This window comes from Pseudonocardia endophytica, from assembly GCF_004339565.1.
Classification (GTDB): domain Bacteria; phylum Actinomycetota; class Actinomycetes; order Mycobacteriales; family Pseudonocardiaceae; genus Pseudonocardia; species Pseudonocardia endophytica.
This window is the reverse complement of record NZ_SMFZ01000002.1, coordinates 2,834,009-2,852,931: the sequence shown is the minus strand read 5'-3', so window position 1 is coordinate 2,852,931 and position 18,923 is coordinate 2,834,009. Positions and strand designations below refer to the sequence as shown.

20 protein-coding genes are annotated in these 18,923 nt (G+C 73.5%); 12 read left to right on the top strand and 8 right to left on the bottom strand.

From position 1 onward, the window contains the following. Window positions 1-19 precede the first annotated feature (19 nt). Window positions 20-466 carry a DUF6314 family protein gene (locus tag EV378_RS32070; protein ID WP_132431358.1) on the top strand — a complete coding sequence of 149 codons (447 nt, stop codon included), beginning with the start codon at window positions 20-22 and terminating at the stop codon, window positions 464-466. A 6-nt stretch (window positions 467-472) separates the two neighbouring features. On the opposite strand, the gene EV378_RS32065 is transcribed toward EV378_RS32070, so the two are convergent. Both EV378_RS32065 and EV378_RS32060 read right to left on the bottom strand, forming a co-directional pair. Then, a complete protein-coding gene (locus EV378_RS32065; RefSeq protein WP_243653860.1) occupies window positions 473-673 on the bottom strand; it encodes a DUF397 domain-containing protein in 201 nt (66 codons plus the stop codon). Between the two features lie 130 nt (window positions 674-803). Beyond that, window positions 804-1,700: a helix-turn-helix domain-containing protein gene (locus tag EV378_RS32060; protein WP_424511262.1), complete on the bottom strand. Its 897-nt coding sequence runs from the start codon at window positions 1,698-1,700 to the stop codon at window positions 804-806. Between the two features lie 205 nt (window positions 1,701-1,905). On the opposite strand from EV378_RS32060, the gene EV378_RS32055 reads away from it, so the two are divergent. From EV378_RS32055 to EV378_RS32045, 3 genes are all read left to right on the top strand, one after another. Then, the gene (locus tag EV378_RS32055) at window positions 1,906-2,718 is read left to right on the top strand and encodes an SAM-dependent methyltransferase (RefSeq protein WP_132431354.1); all 813 of its coding nucleotides are present in this window, start codon (window positions 1,906-1,908) and stop codon (window positions 2,716-2,718) included. A 35-nt stretch (window positions 2,719-2,753) separates the two neighbouring features. Next, window positions 2,754-3,578 (top strand): SAM-dependent methyltransferase, encoded by an 825-nt coding sequence (locus EV378_RS32050; protein ID WP_132431352.1) that lies wholly within the window; start codon window positions 2,754-2,756, stop codon window positions 3,576-3,578. 70 nt (window positions 3,579-3,648) lie between these two features. Beyond that, window positions 3,649-4,761 (top strand): serine hydrolase domain-containing protein, encoded by a 1,113-nt coding sequence (locus EV378_RS32045; protein ID WP_132431350.1) that lies wholly within the window; start codon window positions 3,649-3,651, stop codon window positions 4,759-4,761. 2 nt (window positions 4,762-4,763) lie between these two features. On the opposite strand, the gene EV378_RS32040 is transcribed toward EV378_RS32045, so the two are convergent. Further along, window positions 4,764-5,909, bottom strand: coding sequence for a DUF3500 domain-containing protein (locus EV378_RS32040; protein ID WP_132431348.1), 1,146 nt, complete (start codon window positions 5,907-5,909; stop codon window positions 4,764-4,766). 63 nt (window positions 5,910-5,972) lie between these two features. Here EV378_RS32040 and EV378_RS32035 point away from each other — a divergent pair, with 63 nt between their 5' ends. Genes EV378_RS32035 through EV378_RS32025 form a run of 3 tightly spaced genes read left to right on the top strand, consistent with a single transcriptional unit; the run spans window position 5,973 to window position 8,353 of the window. Further along, the gene (locus EV378_RS32035) at window positions 5,973-6,293 is read left to right on the top strand and encodes a putative quinol monooxygenase (protein WP_132431346.1); all 321 of its coding nucleotides are present in this window, start codon (window positions 5,973-5,975) and stop codon (window positions 6,291-6,293) included. 6 nt (window positions 6,294-6,299) lie between these two features. Further along, window positions 6,300-6,986, top strand: coding sequence for a response regulator transcription factor (locus tag EV378_RS32030; RefSeq protein ID WP_132431344.1), 687 nt, complete (start codon window positions 6,300-6,302; stop codon window positions 6,984-6,986). Beyond that, the gene (locus EV378_RS32025) at window positions 6,983-8,353 is read left to right on the top strand and encodes a HAMP domain-containing sensor histidine kinase (RefSeq protein WP_132431342.1); all 1,371 of its coding nucleotides are present in this window, start codon (window positions 6,983-6,985) and stop codon (window positions 8,351-8,353) included. The genes EV378_RS32030 and EV378_RS32025 overlap by 4 nt, the downstream gene beginning before the upstream one ends. Here the strand turns inward: EV378_RS32025 and EV378_RS32020 are convergent. Genes EV378_RS32020 through EV378_RS32010 form a run of 3 tightly spaced genes read right to left on the bottom strand, consistent with a single transcriptional unit; the run spans window position 8,280 to window position 11,244 of the window. Then, the gene (locus EV378_RS32020; RefSeq protein ID WP_132431340.1) at window positions 8,280-9,485 is read right to left on the bottom strand and encodes a DUF1501 domain-containing protein; all 1,206 of its coding nucleotides are present in this window, start codon (window positions 9,483-9,485) and stop codon (window positions 8,280-8,282) included. The two genes, EV378_RS32025 and EV378_RS32020, sit on opposite strands and share 74 nt — an antisense overlap. Further along, complete coding sequence (locus EV378_RS32015) at window positions 9,485-10,843, bottom strand: DUF1800 domain-containing protein (protein WP_132431338.1); 1,359 nt, start codon at window positions 10,841-10,843, stop codon at window positions 9,485-9,487. Before EV378_RS32015 ends, EV378_RS32020 begins: the two co-directional genes overlap by 1 nt. Further along, window positions 10,840-11,244, bottom strand: a complete 405-nt coding sequence (locus EV378_RS32010) for a hypothetical protein (RefSeq protein ID WP_132431336.1) — start codon at window positions 11,242-11,244, stop codon at window positions 10,840-10,842. The genes EV378_RS32015 and EV378_RS32010 overlap by 4 nt, the downstream gene beginning before the upstream one ends. Before the next feature lie 226 nt (window positions 11,245-11,470). Between EV378_RS32010 and nthA the strand changes: the two genes are divergently transcribed. Genes nthA through EV378_RS31995 form a run of 3 tightly spaced genes read left to right on the top strand, consistent with a single transcriptional unit; the run spans window position 11,471 to window position 13,015 of the window. Continuing rightward, window positions 11,471-12,082: a nitrile hydratase subunit alpha gene (nthA, locus tag EV378_RS32005; protein ID WP_341540458.1), complete on the top strand. Its 612-nt coding sequence runs from the start codon at window positions 11,471-11,473 to the stop codon at window positions 12,080-12,082. Then, window positions 12,079-12,741 (top strand): nitrile hydratase subunit beta, encoded by a 663-nt coding sequence (nthB, locus tag EV378_RS32000; RefSeq protein WP_132431334.1) that lies wholly within the window; start codon window positions 12,079-12,081, stop codon window positions 12,739-12,741. The genes nthA and nthB overlap by 4 nt, the downstream gene beginning before the upstream one ends. Next, window positions 12,728-13,015 carry a nitrile hydratase accessory protein gene (locus EV378_RS31995; protein WP_132431332.1) on the top strand — a complete coding sequence of 96 codons (288 nt, stop codon included), beginning with the start codon at window positions 12,728-12,730 and terminating at the stop codon, window positions 13,013-13,015. The genes nthB and EV378_RS31995 overlap by 14 nt, the downstream gene beginning before the upstream one ends. 87 nt (window positions 13,016-13,102) lie before the next feature. On the opposite strand, the gene EV378_RS31990 is transcribed toward EV378_RS31995, so the two are convergent. Both EV378_RS31990 and EV378_RS31985 read right to left on the bottom strand, forming a co-directional pair. After that, complete coding sequence (locus EV378_RS31990; protein WP_132431330.1) at window positions 13,103-14,056, bottom strand: alpha/beta fold hydrolase; 954 nt, start codon at window positions 14,054-14,056, stop codon at window positions 13,103-13,105. Between the two features lie 17 nt (window positions 14,057-14,073). Continuing rightward, window positions 14,074-14,433, bottom strand: coding sequence for a YciI family protein (locus EV378_RS31985; protein WP_132431328.1), 360 nt, complete (start codon window positions 14,431-14,433; stop codon window positions 14,074-14,076). A gap of 194 nt (window positions 14,434-14,627) precedes the next feature. On the opposite strand from EV378_RS31985, the gene EV378_RS36850 reads away from it, so the two are divergent. Together EV378_RS36850 and thrS are read left to right on the top strand one after the other, a co-directional pair. Continuing rightward, window positions 14,628-16,772 (top strand): serine/threonine-protein kinase, encoded by a 2,145-nt coding sequence (locus EV378_RS36850; protein WP_165922589.1) that lies wholly within the window; start codon window positions 14,628-14,630, stop codon window positions 16,770-16,772. 130 nt (window positions 16,773-16,902) lie between these two features. Then, the gene (gene thrS, locus EV378_RS31975; protein WP_424511277.1) at window positions 16,903-18,921 is read left to right on the top strand and encodes a threonine--tRNA ligase; all 2,019 of its coding nucleotides are present in this window, start codon (window positions 16,903-16,905) and stop codon (window positions 18,919-18,921) included. Window positions 18,922-18,923 lie beyond the last annotated feature (2 nt).

Sequence of the window (18,923 nt, the reverse complement as noted above, 5' to 3'; positions counted from 1 at the left end):
CCGTGGTTAGGGTGGGCCTATGACCGGCGCGGGCGTCTTCTCCCACCTGGTCGGCGAGTGGCGGCTGACCCGCGAGTTCTCCCCCGGCCTCGGCACGATGACCGGCACGGCACGCTTCCGCCCGATCGGCGACGGCGTCCTGCACTACCGCGAGGACGGTCGCGTCACCTTCGCAGGCGGTCACACCGGCGACGCGTTCCGCGAGTACCACTACCTGCTGGACCCGGACGGCACGATCCGGATCTGCTTCGTCGAGCCCGGCACGGTCGGTCGCACGCTGCACGCGCTCCGGCTGGACGGGACGGAGGCCGAGGCCCTCGCGGCGACGGACACCCACCTGTGCGGCGCCGACACCTATGTCGGGCGCTACGCGTTCGCGCTGCCCGACCGATTCACCGTCGACATGGACGTGCGGGGTCCGGCGAAGGACTACGCCACCCACACCCGGTTCGAGCGGAACGGCTGAGGAGCCTCAGGCGAGGTCATCCAGCTCGCCGTCCTTGATCGCGTCCAGGAAGCCCGCCATGTCGCGGTTCGGGAACGCCAGAACGGCGCCGTCCGGGAACCGGCTGTTGCGCACGGCGACCGTCTTCCCCGCGTCCGCCAGCTCGACGCAGTTGCCCTGGAAACCGCTGCGACGGCTCTTGCGCCACACCAGCTCATTCACGTGCATCTCACCCATGCGAACGCCTACCTCACTTGCATGTGCATCTGGAGCGAACAAACGCAAGGTAGCAGTGCAACGGAACGAGCGCAGTGGCTGCGGGTGATCGGTAGGACAGCGGCGACGGACGGTCGGTTCGCTACCGCTCGGCCCGCAGCTTCGTGAGATGACGCCGGCTGTCGTCCGGGGAGAGCGCGTCGATCGTGAGCCGGTCCATCACCCGGGTGTAGTCCTCCACGTCCGGGCGCTTGTCCAGGTAGAACGCACCCGTGTGCTCTTCGAGGTAGACCAGGTCCGGCAGCTCGGGCTCGGCGAAGCGCAGCATCGTGAACGCGTGCTCCGCGGCGTAGCCGGACAGGTGCCACGGCAGGATCTGCAGCACCACCGACGGCAGCGCGGCCATGTCCAGCAGGTGGTCGATCTGCGCGGTGAGCACGTCCTCACCGCCGATCGGGCGGCGGAGCACGGCCTCGTCGATCACCGCCCAGAACGTCGGGGCGTCCGGGCGGCGCAGGATCCGCTGGCGCTGCATGCGGAGGTTGAGCCGCTGCTCGGCCTCCGGGTCGGTCGCGTCCGGGCGCCCGCCGCTGACGAGGGCGCGGGCGTACTCCGGGATCTGGAGCAGGCCGGGAACGAACAGCAGCTCGTAGGACTGGATCCGGGACGCGGACGCCTCGAGCCCGACGTAGTCCTCGAACCAGGACGGGATGACCTCGTTGTACCTCTGCCACCAGCCGCTCTTGTTGCTCTCTCTGGCCATCTCGATGACCCGGTCCCGGTCCGGACCGTCGGTGAGGCCGTACATCTTGAGCAGATCGCCGACGTCGCGTTCCTTGAACGAGACCTTGCCCGCCTCGAGGCGGCTCATCTTCGAGTCCGAGCCGCGGATCTCGTAGGCGGCGTCGGCCCTGGCCACCCCGGCCCGTTCGCGCAGCCGCTTGAGCATGGCCCCGAGCAGGATCCGCCGGGCGGTCGGACCGGCGTCCGGGATGCCACCGACCTCGTCGTCACCGTCGGGAGTGGGGCTCGAGACCACGGGACGGGCTCCTCCGGTCGCCTGGACGTCGTACTCGACCGCCGCGCGTGCGCGACGAGCGGGACAGTCACCGTACACCGCGACGACCTGCGTCGTGGCCCCCGCGACGTGGCCGGGAGGGCATGGATCGGTGCACGCGACGACCGCTATCGTGATCTCACCCCGGTGACGTCCCGTCACGGGGCGTGTGTGTGAGGGGACGATCATGGCCGGGACGCCGAGCTACATCGACACCTCGAAGGCGAGCATCGCCAGGGTGTACGACGCCGCGCTGGGTGGCAAGGACAACTACGAGGTCGACCGGCAGACCGTCGAGAAACTGAAGACGGTCGCGCCGGAGATCGAGCAGTTCACCGTCGACCACCGGGCGTTCCTGATCCGTGCGACGCGCTTCCTGGCGGGCGAGGCCGGGATCACCCAGTTCCTGGACTGCGGGTCCGGTCTGCCGACCGCGGAGAACACGCACCAGGTCGCCCAGCGGCTGCGCCCGGAGGCGCGGGTCGTGTACGTGGACAACGACCCCACGGTCATCGCGCACGGGCAGGCGCTGCTGGCCGACAACGACCTGACGATGTTCAGCCCCGCCGACATCTTCGACCCGGCGAACGTCGTCGGGGACCCGGCGGTGCGGAAGTTCCTCGACTTCGACGAACCCATCGCCCTGTTCCAGCTCGGCACGCTGCACCACTACGACGACCCGTCGCGGACGCCACAGTCGATCATGGAAGAGTACGTCGAGGCGCTGCCGTCCGGCTCCTACGTCGCGCTCAGCCACTTCATGGACCCCCAGGACGCCGACAGCGAGCTGGCCCGCCGCCTCGAGGACGTGTTCGTCCACAGCCCGATGGGCAGCGGCCGGTTCCGCACCAGGGACGAGATCGCCGGCATGTTCCCCGGCCTGGAGATGGTCACGCCCGGCATCGAGCTGTGCGTGCGCTGGTGGCCGGACGGGCCGGCGATCAAGCCGCTCGCGCCCGCCCAGCGGTGCATCGTCGGCGGCGTCGGCCGTAAGCCCTGAGACGTGAGCACGAGCACCTGAGACGCGAGGACGCGATGGTAGAGGCGACGACCCCCAGCTACATCGACCCGACGAAGGCGAGCATCGCCAGGGCGTACGACTACGCCCTCGGTGGAAAGGACCACTACGAGATCGACCGCGAGACGATCCACCAGGTCGACGCCATCGCACCGGGTGTGCGCCAGGTCGCGATCGAGAACCGGAACTTCCTGATCCGGGCCCTGCGGTTCCTCGTGTCGCAGACCGACGTCCGGCAGTTCCTCGACTGCGGTTCCGGCCTCCCGACCGCGGAGAACACCCACCAGGTGGTGCAGCGGGTCCATCCCGACGCGAAGGTCGTCTACGTCGACAACGACCCGACCGTCGTCGCACACGGCAGGGCGCTGCTCGAGGACAACGAACAGACGCTGTTCCTGCCTGCGGACATCTTCACCCCGCAGGACGTCGTCGGGAACGAGCAGGTTCGCAGGTTCCTCGACTTCGACGAGCCGATCGCGCTGATCCACAACGGGACGATCCACCACTACAACGACCCGGCACGCAGCCCGGAGTCGATCGTCGACGAGTACGTCGAGGCCCTCCCGTCCGGCTCCTACGTCGTGATCGCGCACTTCTTCGACCCGGACGACAACGGTGAGGCCAGCGAGCTCGCCCGCACGCTGGAGGACGTGCTGCTGCGCGGTCCGGTGCACAGCGGACGGTTCCGCACCCGGGCCGAGCTGGAGCCCCTGTTCGCCGGGCTGGAGATGGTCGAGCCGGGTCTCGTGCTGTGCGCCGACTGGTGGCCGGACGGACCCCGCCTGAAGCCGACCACCGTGCCGCAGCGCGTGATCGCGGGAGGCGTGGGCCGCAAGCCCTGATCCCGGCGCGCGATGAGTTCGCCCCCGGCGTGGAGTCGACATCGGTGACCCCACCCCCGGGAGGCCCGCCATGCCTGCGATGCAGGACACCGCCGACCACGTCCTGACCCGGCACCTGGACGCCGGGACGGTGCCCGGTGCGATCACCGCCGTCGTGCGCGGCGGGGACGTCACGGTCGACGTCCGCGGGACCGCCGGGCCCGGCGGAACCCCGCTGCGGCGGGACACGATCGTGCGGATCGCCTCGCTCACGAAGCCGGTCGTCGCCGCCGCGGCGATGGCGCTCGTCGAGGACGGCGTCCTGGATCTCGACGACCGGGTGGACCGCTGGCTGCCCGAGCTCGCCGACCGGCGGGTGCTGCGCCACGAGGGCACCGACCTGGACGACACCGTCCCGGCGCGACGGCCGATCACCGTCGAGGACCTGATGAGCCTCCGGCTCGGGATCGGGGTCCTGCACGTCTCCCCCGCGCGGTACCCGATCCAGCACGCCTACTCCGACGCCGACCTCGGCGGCGACCACCTGCCGGGGACCCGGGTCCAGCCGGAGCCGGACGAGTGGATGCGCCGCCTCGGCGGGCTGCCGCTGATCGCCCAGCCCGGCGAGCGATGGATCTACCACACCGGCTCCGACGTGCTGGGCGTCCTGCTCGCCCGCGCCACCGGCACGTCCCTCGGCGATCTGCTGGCCGAGCGGATCTTCGCGCCGCTCGGCATGCGCGACACCGGCTTCCACGTGCCGGCCTCGGTGCGGCACCGGTTCTGCCCGCTGCTGGAGCCGTCCGGAGCCGTGCTCGATCCGGTCGACGGCGCGTGGTCCGCCCCGCCCGCGTTCGAGTCCGGCGGTGGCGGCCTGGTGTCCACGGTGGACGATCTGCTGGCGTTCGCCGGGATGCTGCGCGACGGCGGTGGCGCGGTCCTCGCGCCGTGCTCGGTCTCCGAGATGACGACCGACCGGCTCACCGACGCCCAGCACACCGGCGTGTTCCCGGACGGCGAGGGCTGGGGCCTCGGCGTGGGCGCCGACGACCGCGGCCGCTACGGCTGGGTCGGAGGCACCGGCGTGGCCTGGCTGTCCGATCCCGCGCACGACACGACGAGCCTGCTGCTCACCCCGACGGCCTGGACGTCACCGGACTGCCTGGACCTGCTGTGGGAGTTCCGCGCCGCCGTGCACGGGTGACCTCAGTGGTGCGCGGCGCGGTGCGCACCCAGGACGTCGAGCCCGAAGTCGCGGGTGGGGTCCCTCCAGACCGAGTGCGCGTGGTTCGCGTCGCGCTGGGTGTTGTCCCACTCCACGAGCAGGCGGGGCCCCTGCAGCCGGTAGTAGTGCCCCGCCCCGGGCTCGGTCGGACCGGCCCAGGCCAGGTGCACGGCGTCCAGCGCCGCGTCGTCGTCGTAGTCCCGCATCGGGGAGAGCTCGTCGGGCACCCGCTTCAGGTAGGTGCCGAGCAGCATCCGCAGCTGCTCGCGCTGCGCGGCGTCCAGCTCGGACGCGGGCACGCCCTTCGGGACGTCGGTCAGCTCGACGACCTGGTGATCGGCCGCCGAGAGCCCCTGCCGGTCCTCGATGCCGTCGCTCATCTCCTGGAGCTTCTCCTGCTCCTCCGGCTTCCCGAACGGAGCACGCCAGATCCCGGCCAGCGGGATCACCCGGTCGCCCTCGCTCACCGTCGTGCGGTTCGCCGCGACGATGTCCGACGGCGCCCTGTCCAGCAGCACCGCCCGTCGCGCCAGCTCGTCGGGCAGCGAGCGGACGATGTCCCGCGCCAGGTCCTCGACCTCGCCGAGCGGGCGCAGCCGCGCGGCCCCGAGCAGCTCGGACGTCGCCGGGTCGGCCCCGAGAAAGCACGGCGTGGACGCGACCACGAGCCCGTCGACGACGAGCATGTTGACCGAGACGTGGTGCCCGCCGAACCGCCAGCCCCAGGTTCCGGACGGGCCGGGGTCGCCGAAGACCCGCAGGTAGTACAGGAACGGGTCGCGGCCGCGGGTGCGGTCGAACATCGTCACGAAGCCCTCGGTGTGGTCGAGGACGTTCTCCAGCCCCATCACGGTCGCCGCCGTGACGTACGCGGCGCGGGACAGACCGGACCCGACGAGCTTCATCGCGGCCCGCTGCTGTGGTGGCTGCTGGTCGTGGAACGTCAGTCCACCGTGGTCGGTCGGGGTGTAGAACCAGCGGCGTCGCTCGGCGTCGGTGTCGTCGTCGGCGGGCGTGTGGCCGGTGGCCGTCGCCCGCTGCGCCGGGTCGAGCCCGTCCAGCCAGGCCCGCGCGGCCTCGGCCATGGCCGCCGCGATGTCCTCGGTGCCGGCGCCGGGGGTGCTCATGACCCCGGACGCTACCGCCGCGTCGCCGGGCGCACAGGACGTCGACCGTGGTACGACACCGCCGTGACGACACCCACGGATTCCAACCCGAACCTGCTCACCGTGATCGCCCACATGAAGGCGGCCCCCGGCAAGGAGGCGGAGCTGCGCCGCGAGCTGGAGGCGCTGGTCGAGCCGACCTCGTCCGAGGACGGCTTCGTCAACTACAACCTGCACGTCTCGACCGAGGACGAGGGCCTCTTCTACCTCTACGAGAACTGGGAGTCCGAGGCGAAGCTCGACGAGCACCTGGCCGCGCCGCACCTCGTCCGCTTCGCCGGGATGCTCGGTGACCTCCTCGACGCGAACGGTCTGACGATCAGCAGGCTCAAGCGGATCGCCTGACCCCCGGTGTCCACCCCGTCCCGCGGGCTCGTCCTGGTCGTCGAGGACGACCGGGCGATCTCCGACCTCGTCGCGCTCTACCTGCGGCGGGACGGGTTCGGGGTGCACGTCGAGTCCGACGGCGACGCAGGCCTGGCGGCCGTCCGCAGGCACCGGCCGGTCGCCGTCGTGCTCGACGTCGGGTTGCCCGGCCGGATCGACGGCATCGAGGTCTGCCGGACGCTGCGGGCGGAGCGCGACGAAATGCCGGTCCTGTTCGTCACCGCCCGCGACGACGAGGTGGACCGCATCCTCGGCCTCGAGCTCGGCGCCGACGACTACGTGACGAAACCGTTCAGCCCGCGCGAGCTCGTCGTCCGGATCCGGACGGTGCTGCGCCGGGTCGGTGGCGCCCCGGTCGGCGACGTGCTCGAGCTCGGCACCGTCCGCCTGGACGCCGACCGCAGGCGGGTGCGCGCCGGGGACGCCGACGTCGAGCTCACGGCGACCGAGTTCGATCTCCTCGCCCACCTGATGCGCGCGCCCGGCCGGGTGTTCTCCCGCGAGCAGCTGCTGGCCGCCGTGTGGGGCTACCCGTCGTCGTCCGGGACGCGCACGGTGGACGTGCACGTCGCCCAGCTCCGCGCGAAGCTCGGCCCGTCCGGTCCGATCAGGACGGTGCGCGGCGTCGGCTACGCCGCCGACGAGCGATGACGGCCCGCCGGTCGCTGGCGTGGCGGGTGACCGGCGCCTGCCTGGTGGTCGCGCTCGTCGCGGTGGCGCTGGCCGCGCTCGTCGCCCTGCAGCTGGTGTCGACGACGGCGCGTCAGGTCGCCAGGCAGGCGCTCGCGGAGCAGGCCGACGTGGTGGCCGCGCAGGGCGGCGACATCGGCCGGGTCGTCGCCGTCCTGCAGGCCCAGGACATCACGGTCGTCCCACTGGACCGAGCCCGACCACCGGGGCCGATCGGCACCGCGGTGACCCGCACCGGCGCCGACCGCGCGCTCACCGGGGTCCCGGTCTCGGCGGCCGCGGACGTCGCGGGGCGGGTCTACCTGGTCGAGGCCCGTCCGCTTCCGTCCGGTGGGATCGCGCTGGTCCGACCCGTCGACACCGGTCCGCTCGGCGCGTTGCGGCGCAACGTCGGGCTGGCGCTGCTGGTCGGTGCGGCCGCCGCCGTGCTGGTGGGTGTCGCGGTCGGGACGCTGTCCGGGCGTCCGTTGCGGGCGGTGACCGACGCCGCGCGCCGGCTGCGCGGAGGGGAGCGCGACGTCCGGGTGCCGGTCCGCGGTCCGGCGGAGGTGGCGGGGGTCGCCTCCGCGGTGAACGAGCTGGCCGACGCGCTGGCGCACAGCGAGGAGCGGCAGCGCCGGTTCCTGCTGTCGGTGTCGCACGAGCTGCGCACGCCGTTGACCGCCGTCCGCGGGTTCGGCGAGTCGATCGCGGACGGTGTCGTGACCGGCGACGACGCGCGGGAGGCCGGCGCGACCGTCGTGCGCGAGGCGGAGCGGTTGGAGGGGCTGGTCGCCGACCTGATCGAGCTGGCGCGCCTGGAGGCCGACGACTTCACGCTGGACATCGCCGAGATCGACCTGGCCGCGCTCGTCGCCGAGGCGGCCGGGGTGTGGGAGATGCGGGCCCGGTCGTCCGGCGTCGTCGTGCGGCGGGAGATCCCCTCGGGGCCGGTCCCGGTGCGGGCCGACCCGCGCCGCCTGCGCCAGGTGATCGACGCCCTGGCGTCGAACGCGCTGCGGGTGACCCCGTCGGGCGCTCCCCTTGTCCTCGCCGTGCGCGACGGGTCGGTGCAGGTCCGCGACGGTGGCCCTGGCCTGACCGAGGAGGACTACGCGGTCGTGTTCGAGCCCGGTGCACTGCACGACCGGTACCGCGGACGGCGCCCGCTCGGTGTCGGCGGCATCGGTCTCGCCCTGGTCCAGGGTCTGGTGACGCAGATGGGCGGGCGGGTCGAGGCCGGCCCGGCACCGGAGGGCGGGACGGCGTTCACGGTCACGCCAGCAGCGGCAGCTCCCTCCGGCCCGGGCCGAGCACCGGCTCCGGGTCCGACGTCAGGACCCCCGTGAGCAGCGTGGCGTAGACGTCACGGAAGTCGACGCCGGCCTTCAGGTCGCCGTCGTCGAGATCGGTGAGGCTCGGCTGCTCGCCGACGAAGCCGCCGCGCACACCGTTGCCCGCGACGAGCACCGGGCCCGCCGTGCCGTGGTCGGTGCCCTCGTTCGCGTTGGCGACCACCCGCCGTCCGAACTCGGAGTAGGCCATGACGACGACCTGCCGGTCCCCCGTCGTGCCCGTCAGGAACCCGGACAGCGCGCCGTCGAGCTCGGTCAGCAGGCGTTGCTGCGTGTCGCGCTCGTCGGCGTGGGTGTCGAACCCGCCGAGGCTCACCGAGTAGACGCGCGTCGGCGCGCCGGCCGCGATGCAGCGCGCGACGACGTCGAGCTGGGCCTTCAGCGCGCCGGTCTTGCCGTCACCGTTGCCGTCGGCGCCGTCGGACCCCTCGACCGCGGCGCCGAACGTCCCCACCGTGCGGTGCAGGTCGGCGACCGACCGCGCGGCCGCCGCCTGCAGCTCCGGCTCCCCCGGCCCAGCCGCGCCCATCGCGGCGAACGCCGTCCCGAGCGTCCCACCGGGCAGCGTGAGCCCGCGCAGCGGCAGCGCGGCACCCGTCGTCGTCGCACCGGAGAGCAGGGGCGGCAGGACCGGTTCCAACGAGATCGCGGCGAGCGGGTCCCGGCCGTTCGCGTCCAGCCAGCGCCCGATCCACCCGGTCGACGACGGGCTCGCCGGATCCGCCGTCTGCCAGATGTCCATCGAGCGGAAGTGGCTGTGGTCCGGTTTCGGGTAGCCGACGCCGCGCACGATCGCCAGCCGCCCGGCGTCCCACTCCTTCTTCAGACCCGTCATGCCCGGGTTGAGCCCGAGTCCCTCGCCGACGTCGAGCACCTCGCCCTGGTCGTAGGCCAGATCCGGGCGGGCGCTCTGGTAGGCGCCGTCGGCCGCGGGGACGACGGTGTTCAGCCCGTCGTTGCCGCCGTACATCGTGACCAGCACGAGGACCGGGGCACCCGGCGGGAGCGGTGTGGTGCGGGCGCGGTCGGCCAGCTCCATCCATCCGACGCTCGCTGCCGCGGCAGCCGCGGTCCCCATGCCGGCCCAGGTCAGGAAGCGGCGGCGGGTAAGAGCATTCAGGGCCATCAGGCACTCACCGTGTTCTCGGGGGACGCGAGGGCGGCTGCGACGAGGTCGGGCGGGCGTCCGGCGAGCGGCGCCAGCGCGGAGGTGGTGCGGGAGCCGAACCCGTCCAGGCCGAGCAGCGCGGCCGTCGCCTCCACCCGGCCCGGCCGCGGCTCGTCGGTGATCGGGGACAGGTCGGCCGTGCGGGCGAGCTCGCGGGCGACCTGCAGCCGGGCGAGCGCGGCTGCCGTCGAGAGCCACGGCGGCCCGGACGGCCACCCGCCGACGTCCGGCGGGCGGAGCGGGATCTGCCCGAGGTCGCGCAGTCCGCTGGTCAGCGTCTGCTGCTTCAGCGCCGACGCCGTCAGCCGCAACGCCCGCAGCGCTCCGACCAGCCAGTCCACCGGCGGGCGGACCAGCACCGACTCCGCGCTGCGGAACTCCTCGGAACCGGCGATCGCCCGCACGAGCGCGGTGACGTCGTGACCGGGGCCGTACGCGGCGACCAGCCGGTCCAGTGTGGAGGTCGACGGCGGGGTGTCCGAGACCAGCCGCCGCCAGATCCGGCCGGCCAGGAACGTCGGCGACGCAGGGCGGGTGACGAGCAGGTCGGTGAGCCCGGCCGCGTCGTACGGCGCGGTCGTGCCGAGCACGGTCTTCGGTGCCGCGTCGTGGTCGCGCGGGTCCTGCGTCGCGGCTCCGGTGCGGAAGTCCACCCGCCAGCCGGTGAGCGCGCGGGCGGCCTGGCGGACGTCGTCCTCGGTGTAGTGGCCGACGCCGAGCGTGAACAGCTCCATGAACTCGCGGGCCAGGTTCTCGTTCGGTCGGCCGACCCTGTTGCCGCCGCCGTCGAGCCAGACCAGCATGGCCGGGTCGATGATCATGGCCTGGGCGAGCGTCCGGAAGTCGCCGCGTCCGAGGCGGCGCAGGGTCTCGTTCTGGGCGAGCATCAACGGCGGGTAGCGCACCTTCTGCGCGCTGGTGGCGAAGTGGCCGTGCCAGAACCAGGTCATGCGCTCGGGCAGGGGTTCGTCGACGGCGGCCATCCGGTCCAGCCACCACGTTCCGAGCTGCGCGGTCTGCTTCGTCGCCTCCTGGCGCTGCTCCGTGCGGGCGTCGGCGTCGTTCTTGCCCGCCCTGCGTTCCAGCGGCGCCAACCCAGGAGGAGGCGTCGCCGCGACGCCCGCGTCCCGTCCCGCGGGACTCATCAGGCCGGTGAGCGTCACGTCGAACCCGTTGCGTGCGGCGGCGTCCGTCTCCCCCGGCCGCGCTCCGAGCCCGACGCGCTGGAGCAGGCGCCGGACGGCCGCGTGCTCGGAGACCGCTCCCCCGGGCGTCGACGGCTCGGCGGACAGCAGCCGGAACGCCGGGCGGGTCATGCGCCGGCCGTCGGAGCGGCGCCGGGAGCGGTGCCGGCCGGTGGAGCGGTACCCGCGGGTGGAGCGCTGATCCGGTCGGCCACGATCGCCTCGCCCTGCTCGGTCCCGGTCACCCGCACCTGGCTCCCGACCGGGAACTGCGCCGCCGCCGCGGGAGCCTTCTTCGTCCCGAACGCCGTCTGCGGCGTCAGCGTGACGGTCACCGGGTGGTTCCTCCCGGTGCTCACCGTCCACGACGGACCGTTCTCCGCCGCGACCGTGCCGCGGACGTGCTCGGCGCCGTCGCCCTTCGCGGCAGTCGCTGCGGGCTCGGCCGCCAGGGCCGCGGCGACTCCACACCCGGCCAGGAGGAGGACGACCACCGCGACGGCAGCGGTGAGGATCGGACGTCGCAGACGCATGCCAGCAGCGTGCCCGGGCAATGTTCGAGGAACGTCAGGACGACGTCCGGGGCGCGGCTGGGAACCCCGACCCGTGATCGGCGCGATCGGAGGCGAGCGGCCACCACCGGCCGTGTCCGCCGGTCCCGCCGATCATCGGGGCAGGCGACCCACCCACGGCGCCGTCGTGGCCGACCGCTCCCGGAACGGCGTCGGCCCGACCCGGCGGGCGGTAGTGTCGAGCCCCGTGGCGGACACGCGGCACGACCACGAGCCCAGCGAGCTCGGACCGATGGACGTCCGGGTGCGCGCTCTCGAGTCGATCCTGGTGGACAAGGGCTACGTCGAACCGGCGGCGCTGGACGAGATCGTCGAGGCCTACGAGACGCGGATCGGGCCCCACCTCGGCGCGCAGGCCGTCGCCCGTGCCTGGACCGACCCGGAGTTCGACGCCCGCCTCACCGCCGACGCCACGTCCGCGCTCGCCGAGATGGACATCGGAGGGCGGCAGAGCGAGCACGTCGTCGCCGTGCACAACGCCGCGGGCGTGCACAACCTCGTCGTCTGCACGCTCTGCTCCTGCTACCCGTGGGCGGTGCTCGGCATCCCGCCGGCCTGGTACAAGTCGTCGGCCTACCGCTCGCGGGCCGTGCTCGAACCACGTGCCGTGCTCGCCGAGTTCGGCACCGAGCTGCCGCCGGAGACGAGGATCAGGGTCTGGGACTCGACGGCCGAGGTCCGCTACCTCGTCGTCCCGCGCCGCCCGGAGGGCACCGACGGCTGGGACGCCGCCCGTCTGTCCACGCTGGTCAGCCGTGACTCGATGGTCGGCGTGCGCGAAGCGAACGCGCCGGCATGAACGGCGCGCACGACCTCGGCGGGACCATGGGCTTCGGCCCCGTCGTCCCGGAGGCGCAGGACGCACCGCACTACCGCGGCGACTGGGAGCGCCGGACGATGGCGCTCACGCTCGCCTGCGCGATGCTCGGACGATGGTCGATCGACGAGTCGCGGCACGTCCGCGAGGACCGGCCGCCCGCGCTGTACCTGACCTCGCCGTACTACCGGATCTGGTTCGACGCACTGGAAGCCCTGCTCGTGGGGCACGGCATCGTCGGCGACGACGAGGTGGAGGCCGGTCGGTCGCTGCGGTCCGGTGAGGCCGGGATCGGCCCGGTGTCGCCGGACCGCGTGACGACCGCGCTCCGCCGGGGCGCCCCGGCCGACCGCGAGCCACCGGGACCGGCAGCGTTCGAGGTCGGTCAGGCCGTCCGGGCGCGCAACGTCCACCCCACCGGCCACACGCGACTGCCCCGGTACGTGCGCGGCCGTGTCGGCGTCGTCGAGATCGTGCACGGCGCGCACGTGCTGCCCGACCGCAACGCGCACCGCCTCGGCGAGGACCCGGAGTGGCTCTACACCGTGCGGTTCGACGGGCACGAGCTCTGGGGCGCGGACAGCGACCCGACCACCGAGGTCTCCGTGGACGCCTGGGAGAGCTACCTTGAACCCGCCTGAGCAGCCGTTCGACGAGCCGTGGCACGCGCAGGCGTTCGCGCTCGCCCACGCCCTGCACGACCGGAGCCGGTTCGCCTGGCCCGACTTCTCGGCCGAGCTGGGCCGCGTCCTGCGCGAGCCGGGCGGCGACGACTACTGGGCGAGCTGGCTGACCGCGCTCGAACGAGTCGTCGTCGCACAGGGCCTGACCTGCCACGACGACCTATCGGACCGCCAGGAGGACTGGCGCCGGGCCGCACGCGCCACCCCGCACGGGCAGCCCATCACCCTCTGAAGCGCGAGGAACGAGAGCACTGCTCTTGACTCGATCCGAGCCCGCACGCGACCTCGCCGGGTTCGCCCAGGACGTCGCGGCCCCCGCTCACATCGACCGCGGCATGACCCGACGGACGGCGTCGGCGAAGCGATCCGGGGCACCGAGCAACGCGAGATGACGCTCGCCGGACAGCTCGGCGACCGCCGTCGTGTGCAACCGGGACGCCGTGGCCGTCGCCGAGTCGCGGTCGAAGCTCCCGTCGCCGTCCGAGAACACGATCCCGACCGGCACCCGGACCTGCAGCTCCTGCGGGTCGGTGAGACCGATCAGCGGCTCACGGGCGATCTCGACGAGCGCGTTCACGGCGCCGGGCAGCAGGAACGGTGCGCGCCAGCGGTCGACGGAGGCGTCGTCGACCGGACAGCCCGGTCCGCACTGGCCGGAGACCAGGCTCCGGATCGGGCCACGGTTCCGAACGCCCGCGGTGATCACCGCGGGCGCGACCGGCGGGACGAGCAGCACCCGCGGACCGCGGCTCCCGGTTCCGGAACGGTCGTCACCGAAGTACGGCGTGCCGTCGCCGTTCGCCGCGACCACCCCGGTCACCGACGCGGGATCGCGCAGCGCCAGCGACAGGGCGATCGCCACCCCGAGCGAGTGCCCGACCACGACCGGCCGTGACAGGTGCAATGTGGACAGCACACCGGCGAGCTGGTCGGTGTCGGCGTCCAACGTGTACGGGCCGACGCGGGCGGTGTACCCGTAGCCGCGCACGTCGTAGGCGTAGACGTCGCGGTCGGCGGCCAGCAGTGGCGCCGCGCGCGACCACACGTAGGTCGACTCGGCGAAGCCGGGAACCAGCACCAGCGGCGGGAGCCCGCTCGGACGGGCGGCCGGCCAGTGCTCGACGTGCGTCGACACCCCCGCCGCCTCGATCGTGAACCCGCCGACCGGTACGTCGAGCCGCTCCGGGTCCAGTCGGTCCCAGCCCAGGTAGGCCCCGCTGGCGGCGATCACCAGGACCACGACCGCCGCCAGCGCGAGCCCCACCCGTCGCACCCATCGCAGGATCAGGTCTACGACTCCTCGAACTCCTGGACCGGGCGCACCTCGATCCGGTTGCCGTGCCATGACCCCGGGCACTTCGCGGCCCACTCGAGCGCGGCGTCGAGGTCCGGGACGTCGAGCAGGTAGTAGCCACCGAGGATCTCGCGGGTCTCGGCGAACGGACCGTCGGTGACGGTACGCGTGCCGTCGTCGGCGACCGCCACCGTGGTCGCGGTCTCGACCGGCTGCAGGGCCTCGCTGCCCAGGCGCACGCCCGCCTCGGCGACCTCCTTCTCGTAGCCCCAGTACGCGTTCATCTCGGCCTCGATCTCCGCGGGCGTCTGCGGGGTCTCGGGGCGGGCACCGTAGATCAGCAGCATGTACTTCACGAGGTTTCTCCCTGTTGTCCGATGCGGCTCGGTTGCCGCACAGCATGACGACGAACGGACGGGCGCGGACTCGACAGCATCGTCGGAGAATTCCCGACGGAGTGCGACGAGCGGTCCGCCCGAGCGGGCGATCCTCGCGCGCACCGCGCGCGCCGAGACGGAACGTGTGGTTCCTGTCGCCTAGCGTGGTCAGCGTGACGTCCGAGGTCCCGGATCTGCCCGGGTTGAGCGACCTCTCCCTACTGGGCCGGGGAGGGCTCGCCGACGTCTACCTGGCCCGGCAGCAACACCTGGAGCGGTGGGTCGCCGCCAAGGTCTTCCGCGTCACGCTCGCCGACGACCAGGCCGCGGAACGGTTCCGCGCCGAGTGCCGGGCGATCGGCCGCCTCGACCAGTACCCGCACGTGCTCACGGTCTACGACGCCGGCGTGCTCGCCGACGGCCGCCCGTACCTGATCTCGGAGCGGTGCGACGGGTCGCTGCACGACCTCGTCGGCATGCGCGGCCCGCTGCCGGTCGACCGGGTCGCGGCGCTGGGTTCGACGATCGGGCGCGCGTTGCGATTCGCGCACTCGGCCGGCATGCTGCACGGCGACGTCACACCGCAGAACCTGCTGCTCCGGACGAGCGGCGCCCCCGTGCTGGCGGACTTCGGCCTGGCCGTGCTGCGCGACCACGCACCGACGGCCGCCGGGTTCACGCTCCTGCACGCCGCCCCCGAGGCGCTGCAACCGGGCGTCGTGATCGACGAGCGCGCCGACGTCTACGGGCTCGGCTCGACGCTGTACACGGTGCTGACCGGCGCGCCGCCGTTCCCGCCCCGGCCCGGGGAGGACGACGCGGCGTACCGGTCGCGCGCCCGCGACGAGCCTGCTCCCCGTCCGGACGGCGTGACCGACCAGATGGCCGGCCTGCTCAGCGCGATGCTGGCGTTCGACCCCGACCACCGCCCGTCCACCGACGAGGTGATCACCGCCCTGGAGACGACGCCGGGGCGGGGCACCCGGCCCGCGCCGTCCGGCGGGACGCTCAGCGCGACCCGTCCGGAGACCGACCTCCCGGTCCGGGAGCCGGTCGCGAACCCGGGGCGCACACCGCGCACGGACCCCGACGCTCGCACCGGCCGCATCAGGACCCCGCGCGTCCGGCGGAGCACGTCCACGCCCCGGCCGTGGGACACGCGGGTGTCCCGGCCGTCGGCTCGCGCGGCGGACGAGCCGTCGGCTGCGATGCCGCCGACGTCGCGGGCCGGCACTCCGGCCTGCGAGCCCGGAGCACCCGGCACACCCGCCGCCGAGCCGGCACCCGGCATCGCGCCCACACCGGCCGGGCCCCCGGCCGTCGAGACCGATCCGCTCGCCGAGCGGCCCGCTGCCGTGCGGTGGGACCCGCTCGTCGGGATGGCTCCACTCCCCCGCCCGGCCGACCCGCCGGAGTCCGTCACGCCGTCGGCGGGTCCGCTGCCCGTCGAGCGACCGGAGACCCGGAGGCCGGATCGGACCGCTGCGACCGCACAGACCGGATCGGCCGACACCGCCGGGGCGGCGACGATCGTGGCCGACCCGCGGTCCGACGACGCGAGCGGGTCGGGAGCCCTGCCGGACGTCGTTCCGAGCCCGACCACCGCCCGTGCGTCCTCCGCCTTCACACCGCCGGGACGGGCCACGCTCCCGTCGCCCCTCTCGACGCTCGTCCTCGGGTCCGTGGCGGGACCGGCCGATCTCGATCTCGATGTCGACCTGGACGCCGTCGCGGCGCCCGTCCGGTTCCCGGGCACCGCCGCCCGGCGTCGACGACGTCGCGGCACGGCCCTGGTCGCCGCCGGCGGTGCGGCGGCGGCTCTGGCCGTGGGAACCGTTGCGGTCGCGGCCTGGCGGGTCGTCGACGGTCTCCCCGACCCGGCGTCCGCCCCATCGGCGGATCCGCCGCACGCGGCACCGGCCGCACCGGTCACGCCGCCGCGGACGACGCAGGCCGACCTGCCCCCGGCGTCCGTTCTCCCGGGCAGCACGCTCGGCGTCGTCCGGGCTCCGCAGCCGACCGGGCGGACCGCGACGCCGCAGCGCACCGGCACCACCGCACCGCAGCAGCCCTCGACGGGCGGCACGGCGCAGCGTCCGGCACCCGCGGCCCGGCCTGCCGCGCCGGTGACACCTCGTCGGACCGCGGACCCCGCCCCGTCGGAGCCGCGTCCGGCAGGCGGAGCACCGGACGCCCCGGCTCGCCGGAGCCCGCCGCCCGCCCCACCGGCGCCGGCGACCCCGGATCCGCAGCCGCCGTCGGCCCAGGGCCTCCCGGACCCGACGACGCAGCCGCGCCCGGAGATCCCCTACCGCTGAGCGGAGCGCCGCGGCCGCACCGGGCGGAATTCCCGTGACCGGCGTCGGTAGGCTCGACGTGCACCGTTTCCCGCTCTTCCCGGAGGTCATCGCCGTGTCCGCACCGTCCGCCCCACCCGCGTCCGCCCCGATCCGGGTGCCGGCCGGGACGACGGCCGGCGCCAGGGTGCGGGAAGGCGGCCTGCCGACCAGCGGGCCGGAGGCGATCGTCGTGGTCGAGGACGCCGACGGTGTCCTGCGCGACCTGGCCTGGGCCCCGGACGCCGACGCCGAGGTCGTCCCCGTCCGCGCGGACACCGAGAAGGGCCGCAGCGTCATCCGGCACTCCGCCGCGCACGTGCTCGCCCAGGCCGTCCAGCAGCTGTTCCCGAAGGCCAAGCTCGGCATCGGCCCGCCGGTCACCGACGGCTTCTACTACGACTTCGACGTCGACACCCCGTTCACCCCTGACGATCTGCGCAAGATCGAGTCGGCGATGAAGAAGATCGTCAAGGCCGGGCAGCGGTTCTCCCGCCGCCGGTTCGAGTCGAAGGACCAGGCCCGCGCCGAGCTCGCCGACGAGCCGTACAAGCTCGAGCTGATCGACCTCAAGAGCTCCGACGGCGCGGACGACGAGGTCATGGAGGTCGACTCGTCCGGCGAGCTGACCATCTACGACAACGTGCACGCCCACACCGGCGACACCGTCTGGTCGGACCTGTGCCGCGGCCCGCACATCCCGACCACGAAGTTCGTCCCGGCGTTCGCGCTCACCCGCAGCGCCGCCGCCTACTGGCGCGGCGACCAGGCCAACCAGCAGCTGCAGCGGATCTACGGCACGGCGTGGGAGTCGCAGGAGGCCCAGGACGCCTACCTGGAGCGGATCGCCGAGGCCGAGCGCCGCGACCACCGCAAGCTCGGCGCCGAGCTGGACCTGTTCAGCTTCCCGGACGAGATCGGCTCCGGCCTCGCGGTGTTCCACCCGAAGGGCGGCATCGTCCGCAAGGAGCTGGAGGATCTGAGCCGCCAGCGCCACGTCGAGGCCGGGTACGAGTTCGTCACCACCCCGCACGCCACGAAGGGCCAGCTGTTCGAGCTGTCCGGGCACCTGGACTGGTACGCCGAGGGCATGTACCCGCCCATGCAGCTCGACGAGGAGCGGGACGCCGACGGCGAGATCAAGAAGCCGGCCGTCGACTACTACCTCAAGCCGATGAACTGCCCGATGCACAACCTGATCTTCCGGTCGCGCGGGCGGTCCTACCGGGAGCTGCCGCTGCGGCTGTTCGAGTTCGGCACGGTCTACCGGTACGAGAAGTCCGGCGTGGTGCACGGCCTGACCCGCGCCCGTGGCTTCACCCAGGACGACGCGCACATCTACTGCACCCGCGAGCAGATGGCCGGCGAGATCACCAGCCTGCTGCAGTTCGTGCTGGACCTGCTGCGCGACTACGGCCTGGACGACTTCTACCTGGAGCTCTCCACCCGCAACCCGGAGAAGTCCATCGGCTCCGACGAGCACTGGGCCGAGGCCACCGAGGCGCTGCGGTCGGCCGCGGAGAGCTTCGGGCTGACCCTGGTCGACGACCCGGGCGGCGCCGCGTTCTACGCCCCGAAGATCTCGGTGCAGGCCAAGGACGCGATCGGTCGCTACTGGCAGCTGTCGACGATCCAGGTCGACATGATGCTCCCGGACCGCTTCGAGCTCGAGTACACGGCGTCCGACGGGTCCCGGCAACGCCCCGTGATGATCCACCGCGCGCTGTTCGGCTCGATCGAACGGTTCTTCGGCGTGCTCACCGAGCACTACGCTGGTTCGTTCCCGGCGTGGCTGGCGCCGGTGCAGGTGGTCGGCATCCCGGTCACCGACGACCAGGAGCCGGCCGTGCGCGACGTCGCGGACCGCCTGCGGCGCAAGGGCGTGCGCGTCGAGGTCGACGCCGGCGACGACCGGATGCAGAAGAAGATCCGCACCCACACGCTGCAGAAGGTGCCGTTCATGATGCTGGTCGGCGCGCGCGACGCGGAGGCGGGCGCGGTCAGCTTCCGGTTCCGCGACGGCAGCCAGCGCAACGGCGTGCCGGTCGACGACGCCGTCGAGCAGATCGCGGCGTGGGTCGCGTCGCGGACGAACGTCTCGCCGTCCGGGGAGACGTTCGGCGCGAGCTGACC

What these genes read in the sequence shown, in the direction of transcription:
- EV378_RS32065 (WP_243653860.1), bottom strand. Translation starts at nt 673, where the DNA reads ATGCACGTGAATGAGCTGGTGTGGCGCAAGAGCCGTCGCAGCGGTTTC.
- nthB (WP_132431334.1), top strand. Translation starts at nt 12,079, where the DNA reads ATGAACGGCGCGCACGACCTCGGCGGGACCATGGGCTTCGGCCCCGTC.
- EV378_RS32010 (WP_132431336.1), bottom strand. Translation starts at nt 11,244, where the DNA reads ATGCGTCTGCGACGTCCGATCCTCACCGCTGCCGTCGCGGTGGTCGTC.
- EV378_RS32020 (WP_132431340.1), bottom strand. Translation starts at nt 9,485, where the DNA reads ATGGCCCTGAATGCTCTTACCCGCCGCCGCTTCCTGACCTGGGCCGGC.
- EV378_RS32045 (WP_132431350.1), top strand. Translation starts at nt 3,649, where the DNA reads ATGCCTGCGATGCAGGACACCGCCGACCACGTCCTGACCCGGCACCTG.
- EV378_RS32055 (WP_132431354.1), top strand. Translation starts at nt 1,906, where the DNA reads ATGGCCGGGACGCCGAGCTACATCGACACCTCGAAGGCGAGCATCGCC.
- EV378_RS32015 (WP_132431338.1), bottom strand. Translation starts at nt 10,843, where the DNA reads ATGACCCGCCCGGCGTTCCGGCTGCTGTCCGCCGAGCCGTCGACGCCC.
- EV378_RS32040 (WP_132431348.1), bottom strand. Translation starts at nt 5,909, where the DNA reads ATGAGCACCCCCGGCGCCGGCACCGAGGACATCGCGGCGGCCATGGCC.
- EV378_RS32050 (WP_132431352.1), top strand. Translation starts at nt 2,754, where the DNA reads ATGGTAGAGGCGACGACCCCCAGCTACATCGACCCGACGAAGGCGAGC.
- EV378_RS32025 (WP_132431342.1), top strand. Translation starts at nt 6,983, where the DNA reads ATGACGGCCCGCCGGTCGCTGGCGTGGCGGGTGACCGGCGCCTGCCTG.
- EV378_RS32070 (WP_132431358.1), top strand. Translation starts at nt 20, where the DNA reads ATGACCGGCGCGGGCGTCTTCTCCCACCTGGTCGGCGAGTGGCGGCTG.